We start from the raw sequence: 24,375 nt of genomic DNA on the forward strand, positions 1-24,375 counted from the left end.
GACCCTGACAACAAGGAAGGCCCGTGCTCGACAAGGACGCCTACCGCCGGGACGTGCTCGACACGGCCCGGGCTGGCGGCAACGCGCCGCCCGCCGACCTGCTCGTCCGCTACGCGCTGGACGGGTCGGTGCGGGACGACGCGCAGGTCGCCGCGCGCATAGGCGAGGTCGTCGCGTACTGGCGGACGGTCAGGCAACAGAAGAAGACATACGCGAAACTCATCGACGCCCTCCTGATCGAGCACGTGGCCTTGGAGCGGAGCGGCCTGCTCACCCGGGACGACCTGGCGGCCGAGACGCGCCGCCGCGCGGGAGAGGCCACGGCGTGGCTGACCCGGCAGGCGGGCGCGCTCGCCGAGACGACGACGGGCATCAGCCGCGCCGCCTTCGAGGTCCTGCTGGCCGGGGCGGGCGGCGCCTGCTCCGACGTCCAGGTGCGCAAGGCGTTGGCGGATCGCGGTGTCCGCGTGGTCGACCACACCTGGGAGCTGCCGGACAAGGCGCCCGCCACGTACCGGACGCTGAGCGCCGGTCTGCGCCGCCTGCGGTTACGCCTGTCGGCGGAGGCGGTGGTGGGCACGGACGCCGTCCGCCGAGGCTTCCGGTTACGCGACGGGTTCGTGCTGGTCACCGCGTCGTCCGCCGGGCCCGCCGGTCCGTTGACGCCGCCGATGGTCGCCACCGCGATCGAGCGGTCGGCGGGCCGGGCCAGGGACGAGGGCAAGGTGGCGCTCGACGGCGTGCTGGCGGCCCTCGCCGAGGCGGCGCGCGAACCGGGACGGCTCGACGAGCTGCTGCTCTGGGAGGTCATGGAGGTCCTGCGGCCGGGTGCGGCGGCGGGCCTGGCGGTGAAGGTGCTGGCGGGCCAGGCCGCCGAACTCGGACTCGTGCGGGACGAGGCCGAGGAGCTGGCGATGGCGATGGTGTCCGCCGACGTCCGCCCGGCGGGGGTGGCGGACCGGGTGGAGGAGGCGCTCGGCGACGGGCGGCTGCGGGAGGCGGAGCGGCTGCTGCCGAGCCTGCCCGCCGACGCGCCGCCGGAGCTGCGCGCCGAGGTGGCGGCGGCGTCCCGGCGGGTGGCGGGCTGGCTGACGGAGGCCGCCAGGGAACGGGCCGCCGGACGCACCGAGTCCGCCGCCGAACTGCTCGACCGCGCCGCCCGGGTCGCGGCGGACGACGACTCGATCGGCGAACGGCTCCGCGCGCTGCCCCCGCCGCCTCCGGGTGACGTCCGCGTCGGCGCGGAACACGGCCGCGTCACGGTCGCCTGGACGCCCGGCCCGACGCGGGTCGGCCCGGTGCGGTATCGGGTGGTGCGGTCGGCGGGCGCGCCAGCGAGCGGCGCGGCGGCGGGCACGACGATCGGCGAGACCGACGCCAACGAGCTGCTCGACCCGGACCCGCCCGCCGCCGTCGAGCTGCACTACGCGGTGTTCGCGGGACGTGCCGAGGGCATCTGGTCGGCGCCCGCGCCGGGCCGTCCGGTCACGCTCCTGCCAGAGGTCGAAGAACTCGCCGTCGTGGCGGGCCCCGGCGAGGTGAGCGTGACGTGGCGTCTCCCCAAGGGGGCGGACGCGGCGACGGTCACCCGCCTCTCCGAAACAGGCTCCGACCGGCGCATCTCCAAGGTCGATAGAACAGGTTTCGTCGACACCGACGTCCGGCCGGGCCGCCCGCACCGATACAGAGTGCAGGCGTCCTACGAACGTTCGGACGGCACACGCGCGCTCTCGCGGGGCGTGGCCGTCACTGGCCTGCCGGAGCCGCCGCCGGTCGCCGTCCCCGACCTCTCAGTCGACCTGCCCGCCGCCGGTGGCCCGCCGGTCGCCCTGATCAGCTGGACGGCCTCGTCCGGCGGCCGGGTCATGATCCGCACGTCGGACGGTCCGCCGCCGTGGCCGCCCGGCACGCTGCTCGCGGCGGGCGACGTCGAGCGCTACGGACGGGAGGTGCCGGGCGCGGCCGTGCTCACCGCGTCCGGGCGGATGATGCTGCGCACCCCGGTCGGCGGCGTCACCCGCGCCCATTTCGTCGCCGTGGCCCTCGGCGCGGGCCAAGCGCTGGTGGGCCCCTCGACCGCGCTCGTCTTGGTCGAGCCGGTGCGCGACCTGGACGTCCGCCGCGTCGGCGACACCGCCGTGCTGAGCTGGATCTGGCCCGACGGCGCCCGGCTCGCGGAGGTGGTCTGGGCTCCCGCCGAGCACGCGGGGACGGCCCCCGGCGACCCCGACGGCTGGACGGCGGCACGCGTCGTCGAGTGCCGCCGCCGCGCATACGAGGACGACGGCTGCCGCCTCGACATCGGGCCGGACGCGGCGCTGGTGGGCGTCCGGACGGTGGCACGCGAGGGCGACGACAGCACGGGCGGTGTGCGGTCTCGTCCGGTGGTGGCGGCCGTCCCGGCGCGGGAGCCGGAGGTCCGCTACCGATTCCGGGCGGGGAGGCGGGGCTCGCGCTGGGCCGTCCTGGAACTGACCGCCGACCGCCGCACCCGCATGCCGCCGCTCGTCGTCGTGCACCGCGCGGGCGGGGTGCTGCCGCTGCGTCCCGAACAGGGCGAGGTGATCCATGAGATCCCCGCCCGCGAGCTGGAGGCGGGGACACCGCTGACGTTCCGGTTCAAGGCCCCCGCCGGGTCCGACCCGCTCCGGCTGGCCTGCTTCGCCGTGCCCGGCGCCGTCGACGGCGGCGCGGACGCGGTGGCCCTCAAACGCGACCCCCGAAGGTGGTGAAGGCCGTTGCTGTCGATCCTGCCGAGCTTGGTCTGCCCATACTGCTACCAGTCGTTCCAGCCCCGGAAGATGATGTGGCGCTGCACCGGCCTGCTCGGACCCGAGGGCAAGAAGTGCGCGCCCGAGCGCGACCGGGCGCTGTCGCGCCGCTTCGGCATGAACGAGGCGCTGCCGCCCGTGTTCGCCGGGGGACGGCTCGCGGCGCTCAACGGATGGCAGACGAGGTCACGCTGCCCCCGCTGCGGCGACACGTCCACGCAGCGGCTCTGCCCGCACTGCCACAGCCTGCTGCCGGTGCACTTCGACAAGATCGACAGCAGGCTGATCGCGTTGATCGGCGCGAAGGGCTCCGGCAAGACCGTCTACATGACGGTGCTGCTGCACGAGCTGATGCACTCGGTGGGACGCCGTTTCGACGCCGCCGTGGTCGGCTCCGACGACCACACCCGCAACGAGTTCGCCAGACGGTACGAGGAGACGCTGTACCGGCAGAAGGTGCTGCCGGGGACGACCCGTCCGGGCCAGGCGGAGCTGCGCCGTCCCCTCGTCTTCAAGGTCACCCTGGACGGTCGCGGCCTGCTGCGCTCCCGCGACCGGCACACGATCACCTCGTTCTTCGACACCGCCGGTGAGGACCTGATCTCCAAGGAGAGCGTCGACCTCAACGTCCGGTACCTGCGCGGCGCGGACGGCGTCATCCTGCTGCTCGACCCGTTGCAGATGCGCGGGGCGCGGGAGAGCGCCAAGCCCGGGACGCGGCTGCCCCAGTCCGACGCCAAGACCGACAACCCGGTCAACGTGCTGACCCGGGTGACGGACGTGCTCTACGAGGCGCACGGGCGCGGCCCCAACCGGCGGATCGACGTGCCCGTCGCGGTTGCCTTCTCCAAGATCGACGCGCTGTGGCACGGGTTCCCCGAGGGCAGCCCGCTGCTCGGCGGGCCGCCCGACGACAAGCCGGTCTTCGACCAGGCCGACAGCCTCGCCGTGCACGACTACGTGAGGGCGCTGCTGCACGAGTGGGACGGCACGCAGATCGACCAGATCATGCGGAAGAACTTCGCGGACTACCGCTACTTCGGGCTGTCGTCGCTGGGCGGGAACCCCACGTCCGACAACCGGGTCGACCCGCGCGGCATCCATCCGCACCGGGTCGCCGACCCCTTCCTGTGGCTGCTCAGCAGGTTCGACGCCCTCCCGTCCACGAAGGGGTGACATGGACTTCCACCAGCTCTACTACACGTCGTGCCGGACGGGCCTGTCCGGCTACGCCGGGTACCAGTTCAACGCGGTGACGCCGGGCGTCTCCCCGGAGGTCATGCACGAGGTGGAGGCGGTCGGGTCCTACGAGCCGCCCGGGACGCTGGGGCACGAGCCGACCGCCGAGCAGATCGAGGCGTGCCCGATCAACCTGTGCTTCGTGCCGGGTCCTGAGCCGATCGTCGCGAACGTCGTCTTCACCGGGACCGACTACTCCGGACGCTTCGGCAACTACTTCGCGCACGCGCTCGTCCCGTCCGGCGGGCGCACCTGGCCGAGGGCGTGGGGCGCGCTGCCCATCGAGCTGTGGCGGGCGCCGCTGTGGACGCGGGACGCGGTGCCCAATCCCGACCTGCCGCCGCTGCCAGGCCCGCTGCCCACCGGCCCGCTGAACCGCGCCGCCGTCGACCGGTTCCTGGACGCCACCCCGCGACGGCCGTTACTGCCCCCGCTGCTCGCCGCCGCCGAACGCGCCGTCCTGGACGAGGAACGCTCGGTCGTGATTCTCGCACCCACCGACGACGAGGTCGCGTACTGGATCGCCGCCGTCTGCTACCTGCTGCCGCCGCCGCTGGTCGCCCGGCTGTCGTTCGCCACCTACCAGTTCAGGCCGTCCTACAGCCGCCACCATGTGCTCGGGACCGTTCCGGGCGCCGAGATCGTCGCCGACGAGCGGGCGTTCGCGGGCTTCTTCCTGTTCGACGTCACGACCGGCGCGTCGTCGGACGTCGACGCGGGCCCGCTGGCGCTGCTGCTCGCCGGGGCCGGGCCGGTCGCGGCCGAGCCGCTCTGGCGCCGCGCGACCACGCTGGCCACCGGCGGGGAGCTGCGGCTGGCCGACTGGCATCCCGTCGTCGCGGCGGCGGCGCTGCTGGACGGCCCGGTCGGCGTCGGCCCGGACGATCTCGACGCGGCCTGCGCCTGGCTGGGGGAGAACGCGAGCCGTCTCGACCGCGACACGGTCAGCGGTGTCGGCGCGGCGGCGCTCGGCCACGACGCGGCGTCCCCGGCGCATATGACCGGGCTTGCCGACGCGGCGGCGGCCGCCGGGCTCGACGACCTGCTGGCCATGGCGGAGGAACGCCTCGTCACGGGCCATCTCGCGGCGGCGTCCACCCATGGGGGCCCCGCCCCGGACGCCGCGCGCCTGCGGTCGGCGCGGGCACGCGCGCAGGCCAGACGCGGTTACGCGCAACACCTGGCGGGCGCGGACACGGCGACGGTGGTGCGCGTGCTCGACCTCGCGAACGCGCACGGCGTCCAACCCGACCCGCACACGCTCCGCACCTGCGGAGCGAAGGTCGTCGGCCCGTACCTGCTCCGCCGTCCCGACGAGCAGGAGTTGCACGAGGCCGTGCGCCGCTGGCCCGACCTGCGCGCGGGAACGCTGCTGTACGTCGACCAGGTCTCGGCCGCCGATCCGGCGCGGGTGCACGCCCTGTTCGACGCCGGTCTCGACGCGGTGGTGCCCGCCGACGAGCTGGCCGAGCTGCCCGCCCTGCACGAGGCGGCGCTGGTCGCCCGTGGCCGCAGGAACCGGGAACCGCCGGTCGACACGGCGCTGGCTGTGCTGTCCGCCCGCGGCCCCGCCGGGCGGCTGGACCGGGCGCTGCTGGACGCCCTGTGGCCCGGCGGCTGGACCCCGGAGGAGGCGCGGGCCCTCCTCGCGGGCCTGCCGGACGGCGCGCGCGGCGACCCGGTGCTCGTCCCCTGGGTCAAGCCGCTGCTGTCGGAGCGCCGGACCCTGGACGGCCCCGCCCGCCAGGAGTCCTACGGCGAGCTGTGCGACCTGGTCGACGGGCTGCCGCTCGCGGGCCTGCTGCCCGCCGGGCTGCGCGACCGCGTCGAGGCGGTGGCCTGGATCCGCCGGGTGGAGAAGCCGTTGCGCGGCAAACGGAACGAGAAGGAACGGCTGGAGGCGGGCCGGGCCCTGGTCGGGGCGCACGGCACGACCGCCATCGCCCCCGCCGAGGACTATCTGCTCCTGCGGCTCGGCGTCCTGCTGCCGACCCTGCCACACGACGCGCTCGCCGAGGTGCTCGCCGCCGCGTCCACCGAGGTCGTCGACGCCTACCTCGGCTGGCTCGCCCGGACCATCGACGGGGAGCGCGGCGCGGCCGTGCCCGCCGCCGGGGCCGCGTTCGCCACGCTGTGGACGGCGGAGGACCACAAGGCGACGCAGGTCGCCCGCGCCATCCACGACGTGCTGCTGCGGAGCATGCCCGACTGGCGCAACCGCGACCTCAACGCGGTCGAGCGGGACGTGCGCCGCCGCACGGGCCGCATGACCGCCCTCCAGGACTACCAGCGCTGGCGGGACAAGCACTGCCGCCGTCGCCGCTGGCTGCCCGGACGACCGGCACGGTGAGGGGCGTTCACGATGTCGACCTACGGCGGCGGATACCAGCCGCCACCCCCGTACCGAGGACCGATCAGCAGCGAACTCCCGGTCGGCTGCGGATGCCTGGTCATCGTCATCGCGCTCTGCCTCGGCTGGTTCGTCTTCATCCCCGTCCTGTTCGTGGCGGTGGCCTTCTTCGGGGTGCTCAGCCTGTACCGGTACGTCATGGAGCTGGCGTCGGTCATGGGCCTCGGGAAGACCCCGGCCCCGGCGCCCATCCCGCCGCCCCCGGACAAGGCCGCCGACGGTGTCGAACCGGCGTTCACCCACTACCTGTTCGGGCCCGCGCTGATCGACCTGCGGCACTCGGTCCGGGTGGCGCTGCCCGCGCCGATCCAGGTGGCCCGGGAGTACGAGGCGAAGATCCGGGCCACCTTCCACTACCGGGAGCCGTCCTGGCTGATGGTGCCGGTCAGCATCGGGCTGCGGTGCTGCATGGGCGTCGGCGTCATCATCGGGCTGGTCGCCGTGGCGTTGCTGTGGCTGCTGCAACTCGCGGTGGTGGCGACCCTGGTGCTCGGCCTGATCGCGGCGGCGCTGGCGCTGCGCGGCGCCGACTCGGCGATGCGGAAGGTCAAGGGCATCCGGACCAGTTGCCCGTCCTGCCATCTGCGCGTGAGCTACCCGTCCTACGAATGCGCCGCCCTGGGGTGCGGACGCCGTCACCGGGACGTCCGCCCGGGACGGTACGGCGTGCTGAAACGCCGGTGCGCCTGCGGGTCGCTGCTGCCGACGCTGGTGCTCACCGGGAGCGGCGACGGCCGTATGCAGGCGCACTGCCCGCACTGCAAGGAGCCGATGTCCAGGGGCTCCGGGGCCGTCCCCGAGATCGTGATCCCGGTGCTCGGCGCCACCGCGACGGGCAAGACCAGGCTGATGACGGCCCTGGTGATGGGCCTGCTTGAGGGCACCGGCGGGCATGGCGCGGAGGCGGAGTTCGCCGACACGCAGTCGGAGACCGCCTACCGCGACCTCGCGGGCAAGCTGCGCGCGGGCATGCACACCTGGAAGACCGTCAAGGCCAAGGACGCGCCGCTGCGCGCGTACTCGCTGCACATCAGCCCGCCCACCGGCGGCGACCGCCTCTTCCACGTCTTCGACGCACCAGGCGAGCTGGTCGCCAAGTCGGAGTCGATGCGGGAACTGCGCTACATCAGGTCGGCCCGCACCTTCCTGTTCACTCTCGACCTGCTGTCGGTGGACGTGGTCTGGGAATCGCTGGAATCCGGCGTCCGCGCCAAACACAGAAAGCTCCGGTCGGACGACGCGCCCGACTCCTTCTTCGCCCACGTCGTGCAGAACATCGAGGCGCACGGAATCCAGATGCGCCGGGCCCGGCTGGCGGTGGCGCTGACGAAGGACGACCTGGTGCGCGGGTGCGGGGCGCTGGCGGGCGTCGGCGAGGACAGCGACGACATCCGCCGCTGGCTGGAGGACGGCGCCGGGCTCGACGGCATGGTCCGCGCGATGCGGCGGTCGTTCGCCGAGGTCCGGTTCTTCCGGACGTCGTCCTGGCTGGACGGGGGCGAGGTCGACGACGGCGTCCTCGACCTCACCGGTTGGCTCCTGGTCAGCGAGGGCCTCCGCGTCCACCACTCCACCTGACCCCGAAAGGAGGACCATGCCGCCGGACCCGTACCGCCCATGGCGGCTCGCCATCTTCGTGGTGGTTCTCTGCGTCACCGCCGTCTACGTGGTGTTCGTGGCCCTGTCGTTCCTGGCGTCCCTGATGTCGGTGTGACGATGACCGACGAGCGCGCCGACCTCGACGACCGGATCGCCGAGCTGCGCGCGATCCTGGCCGGGCCGCTCCCGCCGGACGTCGAGCCGGAGTGGCTCCGGCTCGCCCTGGCCGAGCTGCTGACCGCGCGGGGCGAGAGCGCCGTGGACGTCGGCGATCTCGGCGAGGCGATCGACGGCGTCCGCGCCGTCCTGGCGGACCCCGATGTCACGCTGGACGAGCTGGCCATGTCCGTGGCGTTCCAGATCCTCGGCACCGCGCACGCGCTGCGGGCACGGTGCGCGCCGGACGGCATGGACGACGACCTCGCCGAGGCCGCCGCCGCGTTCCGCCGTTCGATCGACCTGATGCCCGCCTCGCATCCGGACCCCGGCGGGGTGACCGCGCGATACGGCGTCGTGCTCGGCATGATCGTCCAGAACCGCGTCGGGGGGCTCGATCTGTTCGGCGACGAGCCCGCCCGCGAGGTGAAGGAGTTCGCCGAGCAGGTCACCACCGCCGTCCAGACCCTGGACGCGGGCTGGCGGGACCTGCTGCCCGACGACTCGTACCGCACCTTCGTCATGCTCTGGCGGGCCCTGACGCACGCGACCCGCTTCGTGTACTTCGGCGGCGACTCCGCCGACCGCGACGAGGCCATGGCCGGGTTGCGGGCCGTCCTCGACGTCCCCGAGTCCGAAGGCGCCATCGCCGATCTCTGCCACGGCTACCTCGCCCTTCTGCACCTGTTCGGCGCGGTGCCCCCCGGGCTGCGGAGCCGCAAACCGTCCCTGCGCTCCCTGGCCCGTATCTTCGTCGGCGAGAACCTCGCCGACGCGGACGCCGCGCGGGTCGCGCGCGACCATCTGGACCGCATGACCGGTTCGACCCCGGCGGCCGTCGCGATGGCCGCGGGACTGCGGGCGGTCGTCGTCATCGCGGTCGACGGCGGGAACGCCACCGACGAGAGCCTCACCGAGGCCATGGCGAACTTCTCCGAAGCCGCCGACGCCGACCCCGATGACGACGACCTGGGCCGACTCCGAAGCCTGATGGAAATCGTGCGGACGGCACGGCGAAGCGGGTTCGACGAGGTCGAGCGGATCGCCGACACCCTCAGCGGGATCGCCGAGGAGTACGGCGACGAGAACCCGTTCGGACAGGTGATGCGGGCCATGCTCGGCCAGCTTCTCGATCTGCGTCCTGACGCGCCGCCCGGCGGCAGGTCCGCCACCCCGGAGGAACGGGATGCCGCGTTGGAGGTCCTGGAGCACGTCTTGACGCAGCTCCCGGACGACCATCCCGACCGCGCCATGATTCTGAACCGGCTCGCCCTGGTCCTGACCCGCAGCGTGGAGCACGGTCACTCGTCCGAACGGCTGGACCCGGTGCGCGACATCCTGCTCGAAGCGGTCGAGCGTCCCGCCGCCGACGACGTCAACGAGGCGCTCAACCACTTCCTGCTCGCGGTCGTCGACAGGCTCCGCAGCCTGACCGGCCAGCACGTCCAGTCGCCGGACGACGCGGTCGAGAGGCTCACGCGGGTCGCCGCGCTGCTTCCGAAGGAGCATCCGGTCCAGCGGACGATTCCGGTGTTCCTCGCGTCCGTCCTGTTGGGGTGGCACATGCGGGGTGGTGCGCTGGAGCACGTGGACGCCGCCGACCACTACGCCCGCCTGATGACCGAGGGGGCCCCGCCCGACGGCGGGACGCGGGAGGACGTGCGCACGCTCATGGAGTGGGTCCGGGTCGTCGCCCCGATGGCGAGGGGCCAGGGCATGCTGGACGCCGACACGTTGGACGAGACGATCCGGGCGCACCGGTCCCTGGCCGAGCGCGTGCCCGAGGAGCATTCGTTCCGCTTCATGATCGAGAGCAGCGGACGGACGCTCGAAGCCGCCCGGCGCCAACTGGACGCGCTCGGACCGAATCCCAGGATCAGCCTCGACGACCTTGACGGCGTGGAGGACTCCGAGGTGGCGGCGGCCAGGGCCCTCGGCAGGAACAATCCGATCTTTCCCACCGAACTGGGCGTTCTCGGGTTCCGCATGGCCAACCGTGGCTTCTTTCGTCGTGATCTCGCCCTGCTCGACAAGGGCGTGGCGCTGCTGGCCGAGGCGCATGAGGCCACCGACCCGCTGTCCCCCATCCGGCCGTGGCTGCTGGGCGTGTTCGGGTGGACGTTCCTGCTGCGGTACCAGGTCGGCCATGACCGCGCGGACCTGAACAACGCCATCGACCGGCTGGAGGAGGCGGCGCGGACCGGTGAGACCGGCTCGCTCGGCGGGATGTCGGCGCTGAGCCTCGGCGTCCTGGCGTCCGCGTACCACCTGCGGGGCGACGAGAGCCTGCACGACCGGCGCCGCGCGGGGGAGACGGGCCTGGCCGCGCTCCGGGCGAGGGCGTGGACCGTGATGCTCCAGAGCAGCACCGAGCGGGCGTTCACGGCCGCGCTCGCCGCGGCCGGGGAGGGCGCGGCCGTGGCCCGGCAGTGCGCGGCGACCGGGTTCACCGACCTGGCGGTGGAGGCCCTGGAGTGGGGCCGCGCGATGGTCCTGCACGCGGCGACGACGGACGCGGCCCTTCCCGCGCTCCTGCGCGAAGGCGGCCACGACGACCTCGCCGCCGAGTGGGAGCGGACGACCGTGGAGAGCGTCCCCGCGCCCTGGGACGAGCCGGGCGGCCCCGCCGAGTTCGAGTCCGCGCTCGCGGAGCTGCGCGTGCCCAGCGACCTGCGGGAACGGGTGATGGACGCGATCGAGGGCAGCGCGGTCGAGCGGCGGCTGTTCAACCCGGCCGTCCCCGCCGAGATCGCCGGGGCGCTGCGCGAGGCGGACGCGGCGGCGCTGGTCTATCTCGTCCCCCACGAGGACGGACGCGGCGGGCTGGCCCTGATCGTCGACGACACCGGGCAGGTGAGGCCGCTCCGGCTGCCCCGCCTGGCGACCGGCCCGCGCAGCCGGGTGGAGGCGTTCGTCGAAGCGCAGCGCGACCGGGCCGCGCCGGGCACCGGCGAGGCGAACCGGATCCACCGGCGCTGGCGATACGCGCTCGGCGACCTGTGCGACTGGGCGTGGACGGCCGTCATGGAACCCGTCCTGGACGCCGTCGCGTCCGTCCCCGGCAACCGGACGCGGGTGGTGCTGGTCCCCGTCGGCGAGCTGGGCGCCGTCCCCTGGCACGCCGCCCGCCGGACGGTCGGCGACGGCGCCCGCCGCCACGCCTGCCAGGACGCGGTGATCTCCTACGCGGCGTCGGCCCGCCAGTTCGTCGAGGCCGGACGGCACGGCCACCGCCCGTGGCCGAGCGCGGCGGCGCTGGTCCGGGTGGGCGGCAGCGGCCTGTACTGGGCCCACAAGGAGATCGAGCAGCTCCACCGGCGGCACTACCCGGACGGAGATCTGCTCGGCGGTCGCCGCCGGCCGGGACGGCCCCGCCCCCCGAACGCCACGGCGGACAATGTGCGGCGCCTGCTCCCCGGCCCCCGGTCGGGCGGCGCGTCGCTCCTCCACCTCGGCTGCCACGCCCACCCGGCGCCACGTCCCGTCGACTCCCACCTCGGGCTGGCGAACGGCGAGGCCCTCGGCATGACCGACATCCTGCGGCGCGCGCGGGAACGGCCGTCCGGCGAGCCGGGCGGGCTCGTCGTGCTGGCCGCCTGCGGCAGCGACCTGACGAGCCGCGACCACGACGAGGCGCTGACGCTGTCGACGGCGTTCCTCGCCGCCGGGGCGGTGGGCGTGGTCGGCGCCCGCTGGCCCGTGGACGACCTCCCGACCACCCTGTTCATGACGATGTTCCATCACTATCTGAACGCCGGTTACGACGACCCGGCCGTCGCGCTCCGCGCGGCCCAGCTGTGGATGCTGGACCCGGGACGGCGCGTCCCCCCGGACCTGTCCGGCGAGCTGGCCGACCTGCTGGACACGACGCCGCTGGACGAGCCCGAGTCCTGGGCCGCGTTCACCTACCAAGGCCGATGAGGGGACCCGTGATGACCGCGTTCGGCATTGACCTCGGAACGACCAACTCCTGCATCGCCCACATCGACGAATCGGGCCGTCCGGTGGTGATCCGCAACTCCGTCGGGGAGCAGACCACGCCGTCCGTCGTCTACTTCGAGCGGCGCGACTCGGTCATGATCGGCAACGCCGCCGCCAACGCCGCGCTGCTGGCCCCGCAGCTCGCGGTCCGGCACGTCAAACGGCGGATGGGGCGCAAGGACGTCGGCTTCGACTTCCACGGCACCCGGTTCACGCCCGAGTCGGTGTCCGCGCTGATCCTCAAGGAGCTGGCGTCCGCCGCCGAGCGGCAGCTGGGCCGCCCCGTCCGGGACGTGGTGATCACGGTCCCCGCGTACTTCGGGGTGGCCGAGCGGGAGGCGACCCGGCGGGCGGGCGAGATCGCGGGCCTGGACGTCCTGGACGTGCTCGCCGAACCCGTCGCCGCCGCCCTGTCGCACCGCCAGGCGCAGCCCACCGCCGACGGCCCGCGCCACCTGCTGGTCTACGACCTGGGCGGCGGCACGTTCGACACGACGGTGATCCGGGTGGACGGCGACGACGTCAACGTCGTCTGCACCGGCGGCGACCGCGATCTGGGCGGCGCCGACTGGGACGCCAGGATCAGGACGTTCCTCGTGGAGCAGTTCACCGCCCAGCACCCCGACCTGGACCCCACCGCCGACGAGCAGTTCACGCAGGAACTGTGGATCATGGCGGAGCGGCTGAAGAAGGAGCTGAGCAGCACCCGGACCCGGCGCGGGAACCTGCGCTTCGCGGGCGCGACCGTCCGGGTCGAGCTGACCAGGGAACGGCTGGAGGAGCTGACCGACGACCTGCTGCACCGCACCATCACGATCACTGAGGAGACGATCGAGACCGCGCGGCGCAAGGGCGTGCCCGCCTTCGACGAGGTGATCCTGGTCGGCGGCATGACCCGAATGCCGGTGATCACGGCTCGCCTGGCGGACTCGCTGGCCGGGGACGGGGCGCCGAAACGGCACGAACCCGATCTCGCCGTCGCCCAGGGAGCGGCGCTGTTCGCCCTGCTCAAACAGGTCCAGCGCGAAGGCGCTGAACAGTACGAGTGCGTCGCCGACCGGCTCGGCATCAGCGCCGCCCAGGCCGAGTCGATGGGCTCCCAGAAGGTGACGACGGTCGTCCCGCGCGGCTTCGGCGTCAAGGTCCTGGACGCGCACGACCCGCTCGCCGAGACCGACCCCCTGCACGCCCGGTTCTTCGTCGCGCACCTGCTGCCCGCCGACACCCCGCTGCCCGCCGACACCGGCCCGGTCGGGTTCGCGACGGCCGTCGACAACCAGCCGATGATGGAGGTGGAGGTGTGGGAGCAGAACCACAAGGACGGCACGGAGGAACTCGCCGACAACACGCTGGTGGGCCGGGGCATGCTGCGCGGCCTCCCGCCCCGCCTGCCGCGCGGCACCCCGATCGAGATCACCTTCCACATGAGCGAGACCGGGCTGCTCACGGTGCACGCGGTGGAGCGTAGGTCCGGCCGGGAGGTCCGCTTCGACCTCCAGATCGGCGGCATGGACAGGGCCGCCGTCGACCACGCCAAGGCCGCGGTCGCGCGGCACGAGACCAGCTCCTGACCGGCTGAAGGAGGACCATGGGACTGAGCCACGCGCTGGCGGCGCTGGCCGAGCACTGGGACGACGTCCGCGCCCGCCTGTCGCCCGCCGAGTTCGACGAGGTGCGGGCGCTGGTCGAGGCGTTCTCCCGGGAGGGCGACCGGGTGGCGTCGGAGGAGCTCGCCGAGGACATCGCCGATCTGCTGCGCGCCCGGCTGCCCCGCGACCACCCGTTCCCCGCGGCACTGCGCGCGCGGGAGGAACGCCTCGCGCCCGACCCGGCCCAACGGGCCGCCGAGCTCGGCCGCTGGTTCGGCCTGACCGGCCCGCTGCGGGTGCGCCTCGGTGGCCCCCCGGAACCGACCGCCGACGAGGTCGAACGGGAGGCCGAGGCCCGGCTGCTGGACGTCCCCGCCCTGGACGCCGACGAACTGCGCGCCCACGGCCTCGATCCCGGCGACCCCGATCTGATCCGGTTGGACCGCGCGGACGGCCCCGCCCGCTGGCCCGCCTTCCAGTTCACCCCCGACGGCGGCGCCCCGGACGTGGTCCGGGAGGTCAACCGGATCCTGGCGGCGTCCGACGACCCGTTCGGCGCGGCCGACTGGTGGCTGGGCGGCAACGGACGCCTCGGCGACGCCCCCGCCCGGCTGATCGGCACCCTGCCGGACGCCGACCTGATCGCCGCCGCCCGCGCCGAGACGGGGGGCGCGTGACATGCCGTACGCCGAACCCCCGCGGCAGTTCCGTCCCGTCCCGCACATGCGCCTGCTGAAAGCCGGTGAACGGCTGTGGCGGGTGCACGACCGCAAGTACGACGCCGCGTCCGTGAACCCGAACCCGTCCGACGACAACTTCGGCGGCGGGCGCTTCGACGGCACTGACCGCGACCCGTTCCCCGCGTACTACGCGGGCCTGGAGGCCGGAACGGCGCTGGCCGAGACGCTGCTGCGGGACGTCCCGTTCAACGACAGGGGTTTCCGGACCGTCCGTCGCGCCCGCGTGCACGGCCGCCGGGCCAGCGTCGTCGAGACGACCGACGCACTCCGCCTGGTGGACCTGTGCTCGGGCGAGGCACTGGCGGCGGTGGCCCAGGACACCTGGCTCGTCCAGGCCGAGTCCGCCGAATACCACGCGACCCGCCGCTACGCGAGCTGGATCCGCGAGCACGTCCCGGACGCGCAGGGCCTGATCTGGCCGTCGAAACGCGAGGGCGGCAGACCCGCCCTGGTCCTGTTCCGCGACCGCTGCCCGGACGGCACCCTCGTCACCGACCCGGACGCGGGCCAGAATCTCGACGACCTCGAAGGCGCCGCCTGGATCAACCAGCAACTGGCCCCCTACCGCGCCCGCGTCACCATCCCCCGCAATGCCCGCCACCCCTGACCCCTTCGAGGCGTCCGACCTGGGCCGGTGACCCATGGTCGGCGGCTTGCGGGGATCTTCAACATGCGTGCGGTGATACACAAGGGCGGGTGAGAGACGGCCGATACGGTGATCGGCGCGGCGCCCGGCGGTACGGGGGCCGTCCTCCAGGAAAGGACCTCGGATTGTGACGAGCCTGCCCAACGGCGCCGGACGGGTCATGACCGTCGCCGGGCCGACCGACCCGGAGGCCCTGGGGCACACCGTCACCTCCGTGCACCTGGTCAACGCCGTGCACCTGGTCAACGACCTGAACGGAGCCCCGGCCCCGCTGACCATGGACCGGCTCGGCGCGCTGGCCCTGGACTCCCCGGACGAGGCCGACCTGCGGCTCTCCGCGGAGGATGTCCGCGCCGATCTCGCCGACTTCGCGGAGCGGGGCGGCGGCGCCGTCGTCGAGGTGACCGGCACCGACCTCGGCCGCCGCGCGCCCGAGCTGGCCCGCCTCTCGCGGGAGACCGGCGTCGCCGTGGTCATGGGTTCGGCCAGTGGCACCGCCGAGGAGCTCGTCCGCGATCTCACCGAAGGGGTGGACGGCGTCCGCGCGGGTCTGATCGGGAAGATCGGGCCGCTCGACCTCGACCAGGCCGCCGACCGCGCTGTGGCGCTCGCCGTGGCGGACGCCGCCAGGCGCACGGGCGCCCCGGTGCTCGTCGAGCGCGCCGCGACGGCCGCCGCCACGCACACGCTGATCGACCTGCTGACCGAGGGCGGCGCCGACCCCGGCCGGATCGCCGTCGGGCACTGCGACGGCCTCGCCGCCGACGTCGACGCCCTGGCCGAACTCGCCGGACGCGGCGTGTTCGTGCAGTTCGACGAGCTGGGCCGCCTGCCGACCGTGTACCGCGAGGTGGACGACCAGGACGTCGCCGCCGCCGTCCTCGCCCTCGCCGGACGCGGGCACGCCGAGCGGATCCTGCTGTCCCCCCGCGTCTCCCAGAAGATCGGCCTGAAGGGCTACGGCGGCGTCGGGTACGGCTTCGTCGCCCAGCAGTTCGTCCCCTTCCTCCAGTTCCAGGGCACGGACGACGCCCTGCTCCGCACCCTTACCGCGGCGAACCCGAGCCGCTGGCTGACCTTCACGGAGGCCCGCGGATGACCGCGCCGCAGACCATTCCCGACCTCAACGGCCAGGTGCTGACGGTCACCGGGCCGGTCGACCCGTCGACCCTCGGGGCGACGACCATGCACGAGCACCTGTTCCTCGACCTGCGCCGTCCGCCGCAGTCGCTGCGTCCCGGCGAGAACGAACCGCAGGCGCGGGAACCGCTCACGATGGCGAACCTGGCCCGCACCCGGCACGGCGCCGTCAACGCCGACAACGACGTGTTCGACGACTTCGGCATGATGCTCGCCGAGGTGGACGAGTTCCGGCGCGCGGGCGGCGGCACCATCGTGGAGGTCACCAACCTCGGCATCGGCCGCGACCCCGCGTCGCTGCACCGGATGGCGCGGGAGAGCGGGCTCAACATCGTGATGGGCGCGGGCTGGTACACGCCGACGTTCCACCCGCTCGACATGGACGAACGGACCGTCGACGACCTCACCGACGTGATCGTCCGGGACATCGTCGAGGGCGCCGACGGCACCGGTGTCCGCGCCGGGATCATCGGCGAGGTGGGCGCGGAGACCGACCCGCTGACCTCCGCCGAGCTCAGGAGCGTGCGGGCCAGCGGGCGGGCGAGCCGCATCACCGGCGCGCCGATCAGCTTCCATGTCGGGGGCGTCGGCGAGGAGAAGTTCGCGGTCCTCGACATCCTGGACGAGGAGGGCGTGGACCCGTCCAACGTCGTCATGGGCCACGCCGGGACGATGGCGGTCGACCTGGCCTTCGCGCGCCGGATCCTCGCGCGCGGCGTCTTCATCGAGTTCGACTTCGTGGCGTCGCCGGGCAGCCCCTGGGGCCACCTCGTGCTGCTCGGCGACCACAAGGTCGCGCGCGGCATCGCCGACCTGGTCGAAGAGGGCTACGCGGGACAGATCGTGCTCGGCCACGACGTCTGCCAGAAGATCCAGCTCAAGCGGTACGGCGGGCAGGGCTACTCCTACATTCCCGACCATTTCCTTCCGGCGCTGCGGCGTCTCGGGGTCGCGGACGAGGCCATCCACGCGATCATGGTGGACAACCCCGCCCGCGCCCTGACCTTCGCCGCACCGGCACCCTCACGCGGCTGAGACCGGCACCGCGGCCGAGACCGGCGCCGCCCGTGCCGCTCCGGTGGCGCGGGCGCGCAGCAGGTCCGCCACGTCGCCGAGGCCCGTCTGGACGCGTCCGTAGACGCGGGGGTTGAGCAGCGTCGTGCCGTCGAAGTCCCCGCTGGACGCGAAGATCGCGACGGGCACGGTCAGCGCCTGGAAGAAGCCGAACAGCGGCCGCATGGCGTGTTCCAGGACGAGTGCGTGGTGGTCGCCGCCGCCCGTCGCGGCGAGCAGCACGGGCTTGTTTGCGAGCGCGTACTGGTCGACGAGATCGAAGAAATGCTTGAACATCCCCGGGTAGGAGCCGCGGAACACCGGAGCCGCCCCGATCAGCAGGTCGGCCTCCTCCGCCTCCCGCAGCACGGCCTCAACGTCGGGGGCGACGCCCTCACGCTCGATCGCCCCGGTGAACTCCGGCCCCAGCGAGTACACGTCGATCCGCGACGTTTCCACGGGAAGTAGTGCTTTCAGCTCGTCCAAAATGACGTCCACAAGGCCCATCGTCTTGGACGGCCGACTAGGGCTCCCATTCACGACGACCACGCGCAGAACCGGCTCGTTCTCCTGTGGGGGGACGACCCCCCACTCCCCCCGGAACTGCTCTTTCATGCCGCCCTCCTCTTGCTCGCGGCGACCTCCTGGCGGACGACCGGAGCGACCTCCGTGCCGAGCCGTTCGATCGCCTCCAGGTGCTCCTTCTGCGGCATCCCACCGAAGCCCATCTGGATGATGGCGCGGTTGAGGCCGTACAACTCGTGGTAGGCGAGCAGCTTGTCGATGACCTCCTGCGGGCTGCCCACCAGCAGTCCGGACCTCGGCGACGACTGCGCGTCGAACGCGACCCGGGGGAGCAGCAGTCCCTTACCTCGCTGGTGGTTGTTCTCCGCCATACCTTTCGCGAAATAGGGGTACATGACGTCTCTGGCCTGCTGGCTGGTGCGTCCGACGAACCCGTGCGTGTTGATGCTGATCGGCAGCGCGTCCGCGTCGTGGCCCGCCTTCGCGGCGGACTCCCGGTACAGCTCGACGGTCTGCTCGTGGAAGGTCAGCGGCCCGAGGAGCAGCGCGAGCGCCATCGGCAGGCCGAGTCGTCCGGTGCTGATGGCGGACGCGGTCGACCCGCCCACCCCCACCCAGATCGGGATGGTCTCCCCGTCGGCGCGGGGCGCGATGTCGGCGTCGACCAGTGGGGCGCGGAAGCGTCCCTTCCAGGTCAGCGGGTTCCGCTCTCGGATCTTGAGGAGCAGGTCGAGCTTCTCCCGGAAGAGGTCGCCGTAGTCCTTCAGGTCGTAGCCGAACAGCGGGAACGACTCGGTGTAGGAGCCGCGCCCGGCGATGATCTCGGCTCGTCCCGCCGACAGCAGGTCGATGGTGGCGAACTGCTCCCACACGCGCACGGGATCCTCGGAACTCAGCACCGTGACGGAGCTGGTCAGCTTGATGTTCCTCGTCTGCTCCGCCGCTGCCGCCAGCATGATGGTGGGCGCCGACCCGACGAAGTCGCTGCGGTGGTGTTCCCCGACCCCGAACACGTCGAGGCCCACCTCGTCGGCGACCTTCGCCTGCTCGATGGTGTCGCGGGCGCGCTGCCGCGGGGACGGGGCGGCGCCGGTGCGCGGGTCCTCCGTGATCTCGCCGAACGTCATGACGCCGATCTCGAAAGCCATGTCCGATCCTTCCTCTCGTCGGCGGCGCCGAACGCCCCCGAGGATGCCTGAACGATCCCAACAACCTGCGTGCGCAGACAAATATTCCGGGTTGTTCGGGGAGGTGGGATGCGGATAGCGTGCCGCCATGGCGACCCACGAGCTACGGGACATCGAGCAGGACGCATGGAGCGGATTCCTGTTGACCCACGATCGGCTCTGGCGTGCGATGGAGTCGAGCCTCGCCGCGCTGAACGTGAGCATGGCCGAGTACAGCGCCCTGTCGCTGCTCTACGAGGCGGGCGCGGACGGGATGCGCATGTCGGACCTCGCCAACCGCCGTCTGATGTCCTCCGGCGGGTTCACCCGGCTCGCCGACCGCCTCCAGAACCGGGGCCTGATCGAGCGGCGCCGGTCCGCGACCGACGGTCGTGGCTTCGAGGCGACGCTGACCGCGGCCGGACGGACGCTGATCCGCAAGGCCCGCCGCCGACACCACTCCGACCTGCGCGAACTCTTCTTCGCCCACCTGGACGACGACCAACTGCGCGCCCTCACCGAGATCTGGACGCTGCTCGGTGACGACGCGCCGACCTCCACCGGCTGACGGCTCAGGTGCCGGTCCAGCGCGGGGGCCGCTTCTCGACGAACGCGCGCGGCCCCTCCTCCGAATCGCGGCTTCGCATCCGCCTGTCCTCCCAGGCATAGCGGGCGTTGAACGCCTCGTCCAGCGGGAGCGACGCGGAGGCGGCGGCGACCTCCTTGATGGCGCGTACCGACAGCGGGGCGCAGGCGAGGATGTCCGCCACCCACTCCGCCGTGCACACGTCCAACTGTTCCTTCGGGACGACCTCGTTGACCAGGCCGAGTTCCCAGGCGCGTTCGGCCGACAGGCGCCGTCCCGTCATCAGATGGCCGAGCGCCACCCGGTAGGGCAGTTGCCGGGTCAGCCTGAACACCCCGCCCGCCCCGGCGATCAGCCCGAGCCTGGCCTCGGTGAGCGCGAACTCGGCGTGCCGCGCGGCGATGATGATGTCGCAGGCCAGGGCCAGCTCGAAGCCGCCGCCCAGGGCGAGGCCGTTCACCTTGGCGATCACTGGCTTCGCCATGTCGAACCGTTCGGTCAGCCGTGGCCAGCCCGGTTTTCCCCGGCTGCCGAAACTCGATGTGGCCTGACCATTCTCGATTCGCTGGACCAGTTCCTTCAGATCCTGGCCCACGGAGAACGACTTCTCGCCCGAGCCGGTGAGCACGCCGACCCAGATGTCGTCGTCGGCGTCGAAGTCGTCCCAGATCTCGGCCAGTTCCGCGTGCATGCGCAGATCCATGGCATTGAGGACCTCGGGACGGTCCAGCGTGATGTGGGCGACCCGTCCCCGCTTCTCGTAGCGGACCCGGCTCCGCTCCTCCTCCGCCATGTCAGCGCCTCTGGGACGGTTCCGCGAGCGCGGCGTCCAGCTTCGTCTTTATCCAGCCGAAGAAGGCGTCGGCGACGATCGTGCGTTGCGGTTCGGGGACCATCGTGAAACCCCCGTTGGCCGTGCACCATTCGTTCAGCACCGGGCCCTCATCGGTCATGAGCCAGTCGACGCACATCCATTCGGCGTCGAGGTTCTGAGCGATGCGCATGCAGTGGTCCGCGACCAGAAAATGGTCCTCGTTGGTCTCGATCGAGCCGCCCTGGCTGATGCTCGCGAGATAGCTGCCCTGGCCCGGACGGCGCGTCAACGAGGCGACGACCTTCCCGTCCGCGACGTACACCCGCATGTCTCCGGCGTGGGGCAGATAAGGCTGGACGATGTACCCCGCGCTCGTCTGGGAGGCGATGTCGATCGCCGCGCCGAGTTCCTGCCGGGAATTGACGCGGAGCACACCGATACCGCTCGTCATCTCCCTCGGCTTGATGATGTAGGGGCCCGCTCCGAATTCGTTCGTCACCTCGTCGAGCGCCCGGCGCGCGTACTTTCCGTACGGGACGGCGATGGTCGGCAGCACGGGCACGTCCAATGTCGAGGCGACCTGCGCGAACGCGAGCTTGTCCCTCTCCAGATAGTCCGGACCCGACATCGACCGGTTCAGCAGGACGGAGTCGCTCGCGTGAATGGTGCGGTAGACGGCCTGCGCGGCGTGCGACGAATGCGGGTCGGTGCCCATGTCCTCGACGATGAAGCACTGCGGATCGGCCAGCAGATCGTCCCCCCTGTACCGCAACACCGGACGGTCGGTGCACAGGGCGATCAGCTCGGACGCACGGATGAGCCGGAAATCGAGATTCCGTGGCCGCGACAAACGGGCATAGCGCTCGACGATGCTCTGCTCGAACTCCTCGATCTCGCCGGGATCCACGGTCTCCGCCTCGTAGATCCAGGTGATCACGCCGCTCATGCCAGCCTCGTCTCGTCTCCGCGCCGCAGGCCGAAACCGTCCGGCACCTCGGCCAGGTCGTCACCGGTGGTGACGATCTCGTTTCTCTCGTCGACGAACACGACCCGGGGCCGCAACGCGCGGGCCTCGGCGTCCGGCACCGCCGCGTAGGCGATGATGATCACCAGGTCGCCGGGGCTGATCAGCCGGGCGGCGGCGCCGTTGACGCCGATCACCCCGGAGCCGCGCGCGCCCTCGATCACATAGGTGGACAGCCGCGCGCCGTTGTCGATGTCGACGATGTCGACCTGTTCGCCGGGCAGCAGGTCCACGGCGTCCATCAGTTCCGCGTCGATCGTCAGGGACCCGACATAGTGCAGGTCGGCCTGGGTGACCCGGGCCCGATGGATCTTGGACTTCATCATGGTGCGAAACATCTGAACCTCTCCTCACCGGTCATTCCGGCGAAGGCCGTAGCCGATTTCCGCGTACTCCGTCATGCGGCCCTCCGGAGGCCGCGCAGCGCGACGTTGGAGCGGGCGTGACCTCCGTGGACGGCGACGACTCCCCGCTGGTTCGGGGCGAGGTAACGCACCATGCACCCGCCGGGCCGTCCGTCGAAGACGTACGGGCTGACGACCGGGAACACCTCGGCTTCGAACGTGCCGCGCCGGTCGGCGTCCGCGAACTCCATGAGGTAGGGCGCGGCCTCGACGTACTCCTGGACGATGTGGTCCCGCGTCGCGACGGCGGCCGTCACCGCGGTCTTCCAGGTGTCGTCATCGCAATGGCGGCCAACCAGGACCTGCTGCCCGCTCATGCCGATCGCGGGTTTCAGGACGAACCACTCACGGTTGTTGACGAGCAGTTCCGGCAAAGGGCGTTTCGCGCGCTTCCAGTCGACCGGCCCGTCTTGCACGACGCGCGTCCAGGGCAGATAGCGCCTGACGATGGCGCGGTGCCCGTCGGTCATCCATGGGCGACCTTCGGACAGCCACGCCAGCACCTTCTTGTTGGCGACCATGTAGGCGGTCTGCGACGCGATGAGCAGGCAACCCGAGTCGAGCGCGGCGTGAACGGGCGCCAGGTCGATCCTGAGCGCGCGCCATTCCAGGATCGTGAAATGGCGCATGCCGACCTGGTAGCGCGGCTTCCCGGGGAGCCCGAGGGCGTCCGGCAGCTCCTCGGGTTCGAGGTGCACCGCTTTGAGCCCGCGCTTCGCGAGGGATTCGAGCTGGACCTCGAAGTAGCGGCTCGGCTTGCCGCCGAAATCGCGGAAGGTGCCGACGACGGCCACCGCCGGTTCGGCCGACAACCGGCGGACCGCCCGGACGAAGATCTGGTCGCGCACGGCCAGCGGATCTATCGTCGTGAACGGCGCCGCGTCGGGCCCGCCGAAGGCCGCGATCCACGCGTTGGTGTGCAGGAACGTGTCGACGACTCCGCCGAGGCCCGAGCCGATGTTGAACTCGACGAACTTCGGCCCGGTCGCGTCGACCACGATGTCGGGACGGGCCATGCAGGTCGCGTAGTCGTCCTCGAACGGGCCGTCCATGAGCAGCGGGTAGATGTCCTCGGGGGCGTCGAGTGCCGCAATTCGCCCGGCGGCCGTGGGCGCGGTCTCGAAAAGGGTCCGGCGCAGCAGATCGAGGAGCACGGTCGCCACGCGGTACATCTCGTCGTACGACCGGGGCGGCAGCACGAACGGGCGCATCGCGTCGAGCGACTCCGGGACGAGATTGGCGTGTTCGCCCTCGCGCACTGTTTCGAGCTCGCGGTCTATCTCCGGCAGCGGCACCCGCGACTCCAGCGAAACGGGATCGTTCCCGTACCACGAGGTCATGAACGGGCCCGCCCCCTGTCCGTACGCGCCTTGAGCCCCGCGAGGAACTCGTCGAGATCGACGTTGCGAACGCGCTCCACGCCCGGGGAACTCGCCGCGTAGTCGGATCGCGGCTGCCGCTCGGCGTCGAAGAAGTAGACGGCCTCAAGGCTTCCGTCGTCGTTCTCGCTGAGCACGGGATTGGCGACCAGGAAGTCGCGGACGGTCGGCGTGTCGTGCCGGACCTGGAGCCACAGCCGCTTGGCGCCGAAATGGTTGGGCGGCAGGATGACGCTGGTGCCGAAGCGGCGCTTCCACTGGTAGGTCCCCTTGCTGAGGAACGGCTCGGTGCCCTGGAAGTCGAGCCGGCTCACCCCGTGCTCGGCGCACCAGCGGATGAGGAAGTGGTAGATCGCCTTGAACGCGCCGCTGTCGTAGTGCTCCTGCGAACCCTCGAACACCCCGAGGAGCCGGAGCGTCAGCACGCCGGTGGACCGATCCCAGTGGCACAGCGCGCCGCCGATGCGTTCGCCGTCCTGCGACAGCACGAACATGCGCCCGTCGCGGAAAAGGCACTCGTAGGCGACCTCCTTGGTCTCGGTCCGCTCCCGGGTGCCGTGCCGCTCGAACATGGTGGGCCGGTAGTAGCGGTCGTAGAACTCGTCGAACCAGCCGGGGTCGCGGTTCAGCTCCCACGTCCAGTTGTACCGGCGCTCGTTGCGGCCGAACTGCCAGCGCTCCCGCTTGGAGATCCGCTGGCGCGCCCATTCGGCGTCGCCCTCGAAGTCGATGACGAAGTGCACCCGCATCGGGATCACCAGGGACGCCTCCCTGGGCAGCCGCCGGGCCCGCGCCGCGCTGGTGCCGATGACGGCGATGTCCGCGTCCGGCAGCCGCGCCGGGGACCGGAGTTCACGCCCGGACCGTTCGCCGCTGGTCCGCTCGGCCTTCTCGGCGCCGTCCTCCCGTCGCCATTCGGTGAATTCGAGGGTGTAGGCGAGGCCCTCGCGCAGGCCCGAATAGCCGACCGACATTCCCCCGAGGTGCGACCGGACCGTCGGGAAGACGGCGCGGTCCCGGGTGTCCCACCGGCTGCGGGCCGACACGAGCAGCCCGTTGCCGCTGTTGCGCCACCGGTACCCGGCGCGCATGCGCAACCGCTTGCCGAAATGGGACCGTGGAGGTGGGGTCGCAGTGGCCACGGTGCTGTCAC

The 24,375-nt window shown here is 72.3% G+C and carries 18 protein-coding genes; 11 read left to right on the plus strand and 7 right to left on the minus strand.

Going from position 1 to position 24,375, the window contains the following annotated elements:
• Positions 1-23 precede the first annotated feature (23 nt).
• The 10 genes from ABD808_RS30790 (at position 24) to ABD808_RS30835 (ending at position 17,306) form a co-directional block, all read left to right on the plus strand.
• The gene (locus ABD808_RS30790) at positions 24-2,732 is read left to right on the plus strand and encodes a SaeA-related protein (protein WP_344904162.1); all 2,709 of its coding nucleotides are present in this window, start codon (positions 24-26) and stop codon (positions 2,730-2,732) included.
• Positions 2,733-2,738: 6 nt separating this feature from the next.
• Complete coding sequence (locus ABD808_RS30795; protein ID WP_344904165.1) at positions 2,739-3,947, plus strand: TRAFAC clade GTPase domain-containing protein; 1,209 nt, start codon at positions 2,739-2,741, stop codon at positions 3,945-3,947.
• Between the two features lies 1 nt (position 3,948).
• Entirely contained in the window at positions 3,949-6,360 is a 2,412-nt protein-coding gene (locus ABD808_RS30800; protein ID WP_344904168.1) for a GTPase-associated protein 1-related protein, read from the plus strand.
• Between the two features lie 12 nt (positions 6,361-6,372).
• On the plus strand, positions 6,373-7,998 hold the full coding sequence (locus tag ABD808_RS30805; protein WP_344904171.1) for a TRAFAC clade GTPase domain-containing protein: 1,626 nt from the start codon (positions 6,373-6,375) through the stop codon (positions 7,996-7,998).
• A gap of 138 nt (positions 7,999-8,136) precedes the next feature.
• Positions 8,137-12,096, plus strand: coding sequence for a CHAT domain-containing protein (locus tag ABD808_RS30810; RefSeq protein ID WP_344904174.1), 3,960 nt, complete (start codon positions 8,137-8,139; stop codon positions 12,094-12,096).
• 11 nt (positions 12,097-12,107) lie between these two features.
• Positions 12,108-13,727 carry an Hsp70 family protein gene (locus ABD808_RS30815; RefSeq protein WP_344904177.1) on the plus strand — a complete coding sequence of 540 codons (1,620 nt, stop codon included), beginning with the start codon at positions 12,108-12,110 and terminating at the stop codon, positions 13,725-13,727.
• Positions 13,728-13,744: 17 nt separating this feature from the next.
• A complete protein-coding gene (locus ABD808_RS30820) occupies positions 13,745-14,422 on the plus strand; it encodes a hypothetical protein (protein WP_344904180.1) in 678 nt (225 codons plus the stop codon).
• Between the two features lies 1 nt (position 14,423).
• Positions 14,424-15,092 carry an RES family NAD+ phosphorylase gene (locus tag ABD808_RS30825; protein WP_344904183.1) on the plus strand — a complete coding sequence of 223 codons (669 nt, stop codon included), beginning with the start codon at positions 14,424-14,426 and terminating at the stop codon, positions 15,090-15,092.
• Positions 15,093-15,258: 166 nt separating this feature from the next.
• Positions 15,259-16,230 (plus strand): phosphotriesterase family protein, encoded by a 972-nt coding sequence (locus ABD808_RS30830; protein WP_344904186.1) that lies wholly within the window; start codon positions 15,259-15,261, stop codon positions 16,228-16,230.
• The gene (locus tag ABD808_RS30835) at positions 16,227-17,306 is read left to right on the plus strand and encodes a phosphotriesterase family protein (RefSeq protein WP_344904189.1); all 1,080 of its coding nucleotides are present in this window, start codon (positions 16,227-16,229) and stop codon (positions 17,304-17,306) included. Before ABD808_RS30830 ends, ABD808_RS30835 begins: the two co-directional genes overlap by 4 nt.
• Here ABD808_RS30835 and ABD808_RS30840 read toward each other — a convergent pair.
• Positions 17,295-17,939 (minus strand): NAD(P)H-dependent oxidoreductase, encoded by a 645-nt coding sequence (locus tag ABD808_RS30840; RefSeq protein ID WP_344904192.1) that lies wholly within the window; start codon positions 17,937-17,939, stop codon positions 17,295-17,297. The genes ABD808_RS30835 and ABD808_RS30840 overlap by 12 nt on opposite strands.
• Positions 17,936-18,997 carry an LLM class flavin-dependent oxidoreductase gene (locus tag ABD808_RS30845; protein ID WP_344904195.1) on the minus strand — a complete coding sequence of 354 codons (1,062 nt, stop codon included), beginning with the start codon at positions 18,995-18,997 and terminating at the stop codon, positions 17,936-17,938. Before ABD808_RS30845 ends, ABD808_RS30840 begins: the two co-directional genes overlap by 4 nt.
• A gap of 127 nt (positions 18,998-19,124) precedes the next feature.
• On the opposite strand from ABD808_RS30845, the gene ABD808_RS30850 reads away from it, so the two are divergent.
• On the plus strand, positions 19,125-19,583 hold the full coding sequence (locus ABD808_RS30850; protein ID WP_344904198.1) for a MarR family winged helix-turn-helix transcriptional regulator: 459 nt from the start codon (positions 19,125-19,127) through the stop codon (positions 19,581-19,583).
• Between the two features lie 4 nt (positions 19,584-19,587).
• Here ABD808_RS30850 and dpgD read toward each other — a convergent pair whose 3' ends face one another.
• The 5 genes from dpgD to ABD808_RS30875 are packed head-to-tail and all read right to left on the minus strand — an operon-like array spanning position 19,588 to position 24,364.
• Positions 19,588-20,394: an enoyl-CoA-hydratase DpgD gene (gene dpgD, locus ABD808_RS30855; RefSeq protein WP_344904201.1), complete on the minus strand. Its 807-nt coding sequence runs from the start codon at positions 20,392-20,394 to the stop codon at positions 19,588-19,590.
• A 1-nt stretch (position 20,395) separates the two neighbouring features.
• Positions 20,396-21,361 carry an ATP-grasp domain-containing protein gene (locus ABD808_RS30860; RefSeq protein ID WP_344904203.1) on the minus strand — a complete coding sequence of 322 codons (966 nt, stop codon included), beginning with the start codon at positions 21,359-21,361 and terminating at the stop codon, positions 20,396-20,398.
• Positions 21,358-21,777, minus strand: a complete 420-nt coding sequence (panD, locus tag ABD808_RS30865; RefSeq protein WP_344904206.1) for an aspartate 1-decarboxylase — start codon at positions 21,775-21,777, stop codon at positions 21,358-21,360. Before panD ends, ABD808_RS30860 begins: the two co-directional genes overlap by 4 nt.
• A 59-nt stretch (positions 21,778-21,836) precedes the next feature.
• Positions 21,837-23,183 (minus strand): hypothetical protein, encoded by a 1,347-nt coding sequence (locus tag ABD808_RS30870; RefSeq protein ID WP_344904209.1) that lies wholly within the window; start codon positions 23,181-23,183, stop codon positions 21,837-21,839.
• Positions 23,180-24,364, minus strand: coding sequence for a GNAT family N-acetyltransferase (locus tag ABD808_RS30875; RefSeq protein ID WP_344904212.1), 1,185 nt, complete (start codon positions 24,362-24,364; stop codon positions 23,180-23,182). The genes ABD808_RS30870 and ABD808_RS30875 overlap by 4 nt, the downstream gene beginning before the upstream one ends.
• Positions 24,365-24,375 lie beyond the last annotated feature (11 nt).

Source organism: Actinomadura meridiana (genome assembly GCF_039537545.1).
GTDB lineage: Bacteria > Actinomycetota > Actinomycetes > Streptosporangiales > Streptosporangiaceae > Spirillospora > Spirillospora meridiana.

Excerpts from the sequence above, each read along its gene's own strand:
- ABD808_RS30800 (WP_344904168.1), top strand. The coding sequence starts at position 3,949 with ATGGACTTCCACCAGCTCTACTACACGTCGTGCCGGACGGGCCTGTCC.
- ABD808_RS30805 (WP_344904171.1), top strand. The coding sequence starts at position 6,373 with ATGTCGACCTACGGCGGCGGATACCAGCCGCCACCCCCGTACCGAGGA.
- ABD808_RS30810 (WP_344904174.1), top strand. The coding sequence starts at position 8,137 with ATGACCGACGAGCGCGCCGACCTCGACGACCGGATCGCCGAGCTGCGC.
- ABD808_RS30815 (WP_344904177.1), top strand. The coding sequence starts at position 12,108 with ATGACCGCGTTCGGCATTGACCTCGGAACGACCAACTCCTGCATCGCC.
- ABD808_RS30820 (WP_344904180.1), top strand. The coding sequence starts at position 13,745 with ATGGGACTGAGCCACGCGCTGGCGGCGCTGGCCGAGCACTGGGACGAC.
- ABD808_RS30825 (WP_344904183.1), top strand. The coding sequence starts at position 14,424 with ATGCCGTACGCCGAACCCCCGCGGCAGTTCCGTCCCGTCCCGCACATG.
- ABD808_RS30835 (WP_344904189.1), top strand. The coding sequence starts at position 16,227 with ATGACCGCGCCGCAGACCATTCCCGACCTCAACGGCCAGGTGCTGACG.
- ABD808_RS30840 (WP_344904192.1), bottom strand. The coding sequence starts at position 17,939 with ATGAAAGAGCAGTTCCGGGGGGAGTGGGGGGTCGTCCCCCCACAGGAG.
- ABD808_RS30845 (WP_344904195.1), bottom strand. The coding sequence starts at position 18,997 with ATGGCTTTCGAGATCGGCGTCATGACGTTCGGCGAGATCACGGAGGAC.
- ABD808_RS30850 (WP_344904198.1), top strand. The coding sequence starts at position 19,125 with ATGGCGACCCACGAGCTACGGGACATCGAGCAGGACGCATGGAGCGGA.
- dpgD (WP_344904201.1), bottom strand. The coding sequence starts at position 20,394 with ATGGCGGAGGAGGAGCGGAGCCGGGTCCGCTACGAGAAGCGGGGACGG.
- ABD808_RS30860 (WP_344904203.1), bottom strand. The coding sequence starts at position 21,361 with ATGAGCGGCGTGATCACCTGGATCTACGAGGCGGAGACCGTGGATCCC.
- panD (WP_344904206.1), bottom strand. The coding sequence starts at position 21,777 with ATGTTTCGCACCATGATGAAGTCCAAGATCCATCGGGCCCGGGTCACC.
- ABD808_RS30870 (WP_344904209.1), bottom strand. The coding sequence starts at position 23,183 with ATGACCTCGTGGTACGGGAACGATCCCGTTTCGCTGGAGTCGCGGGTG.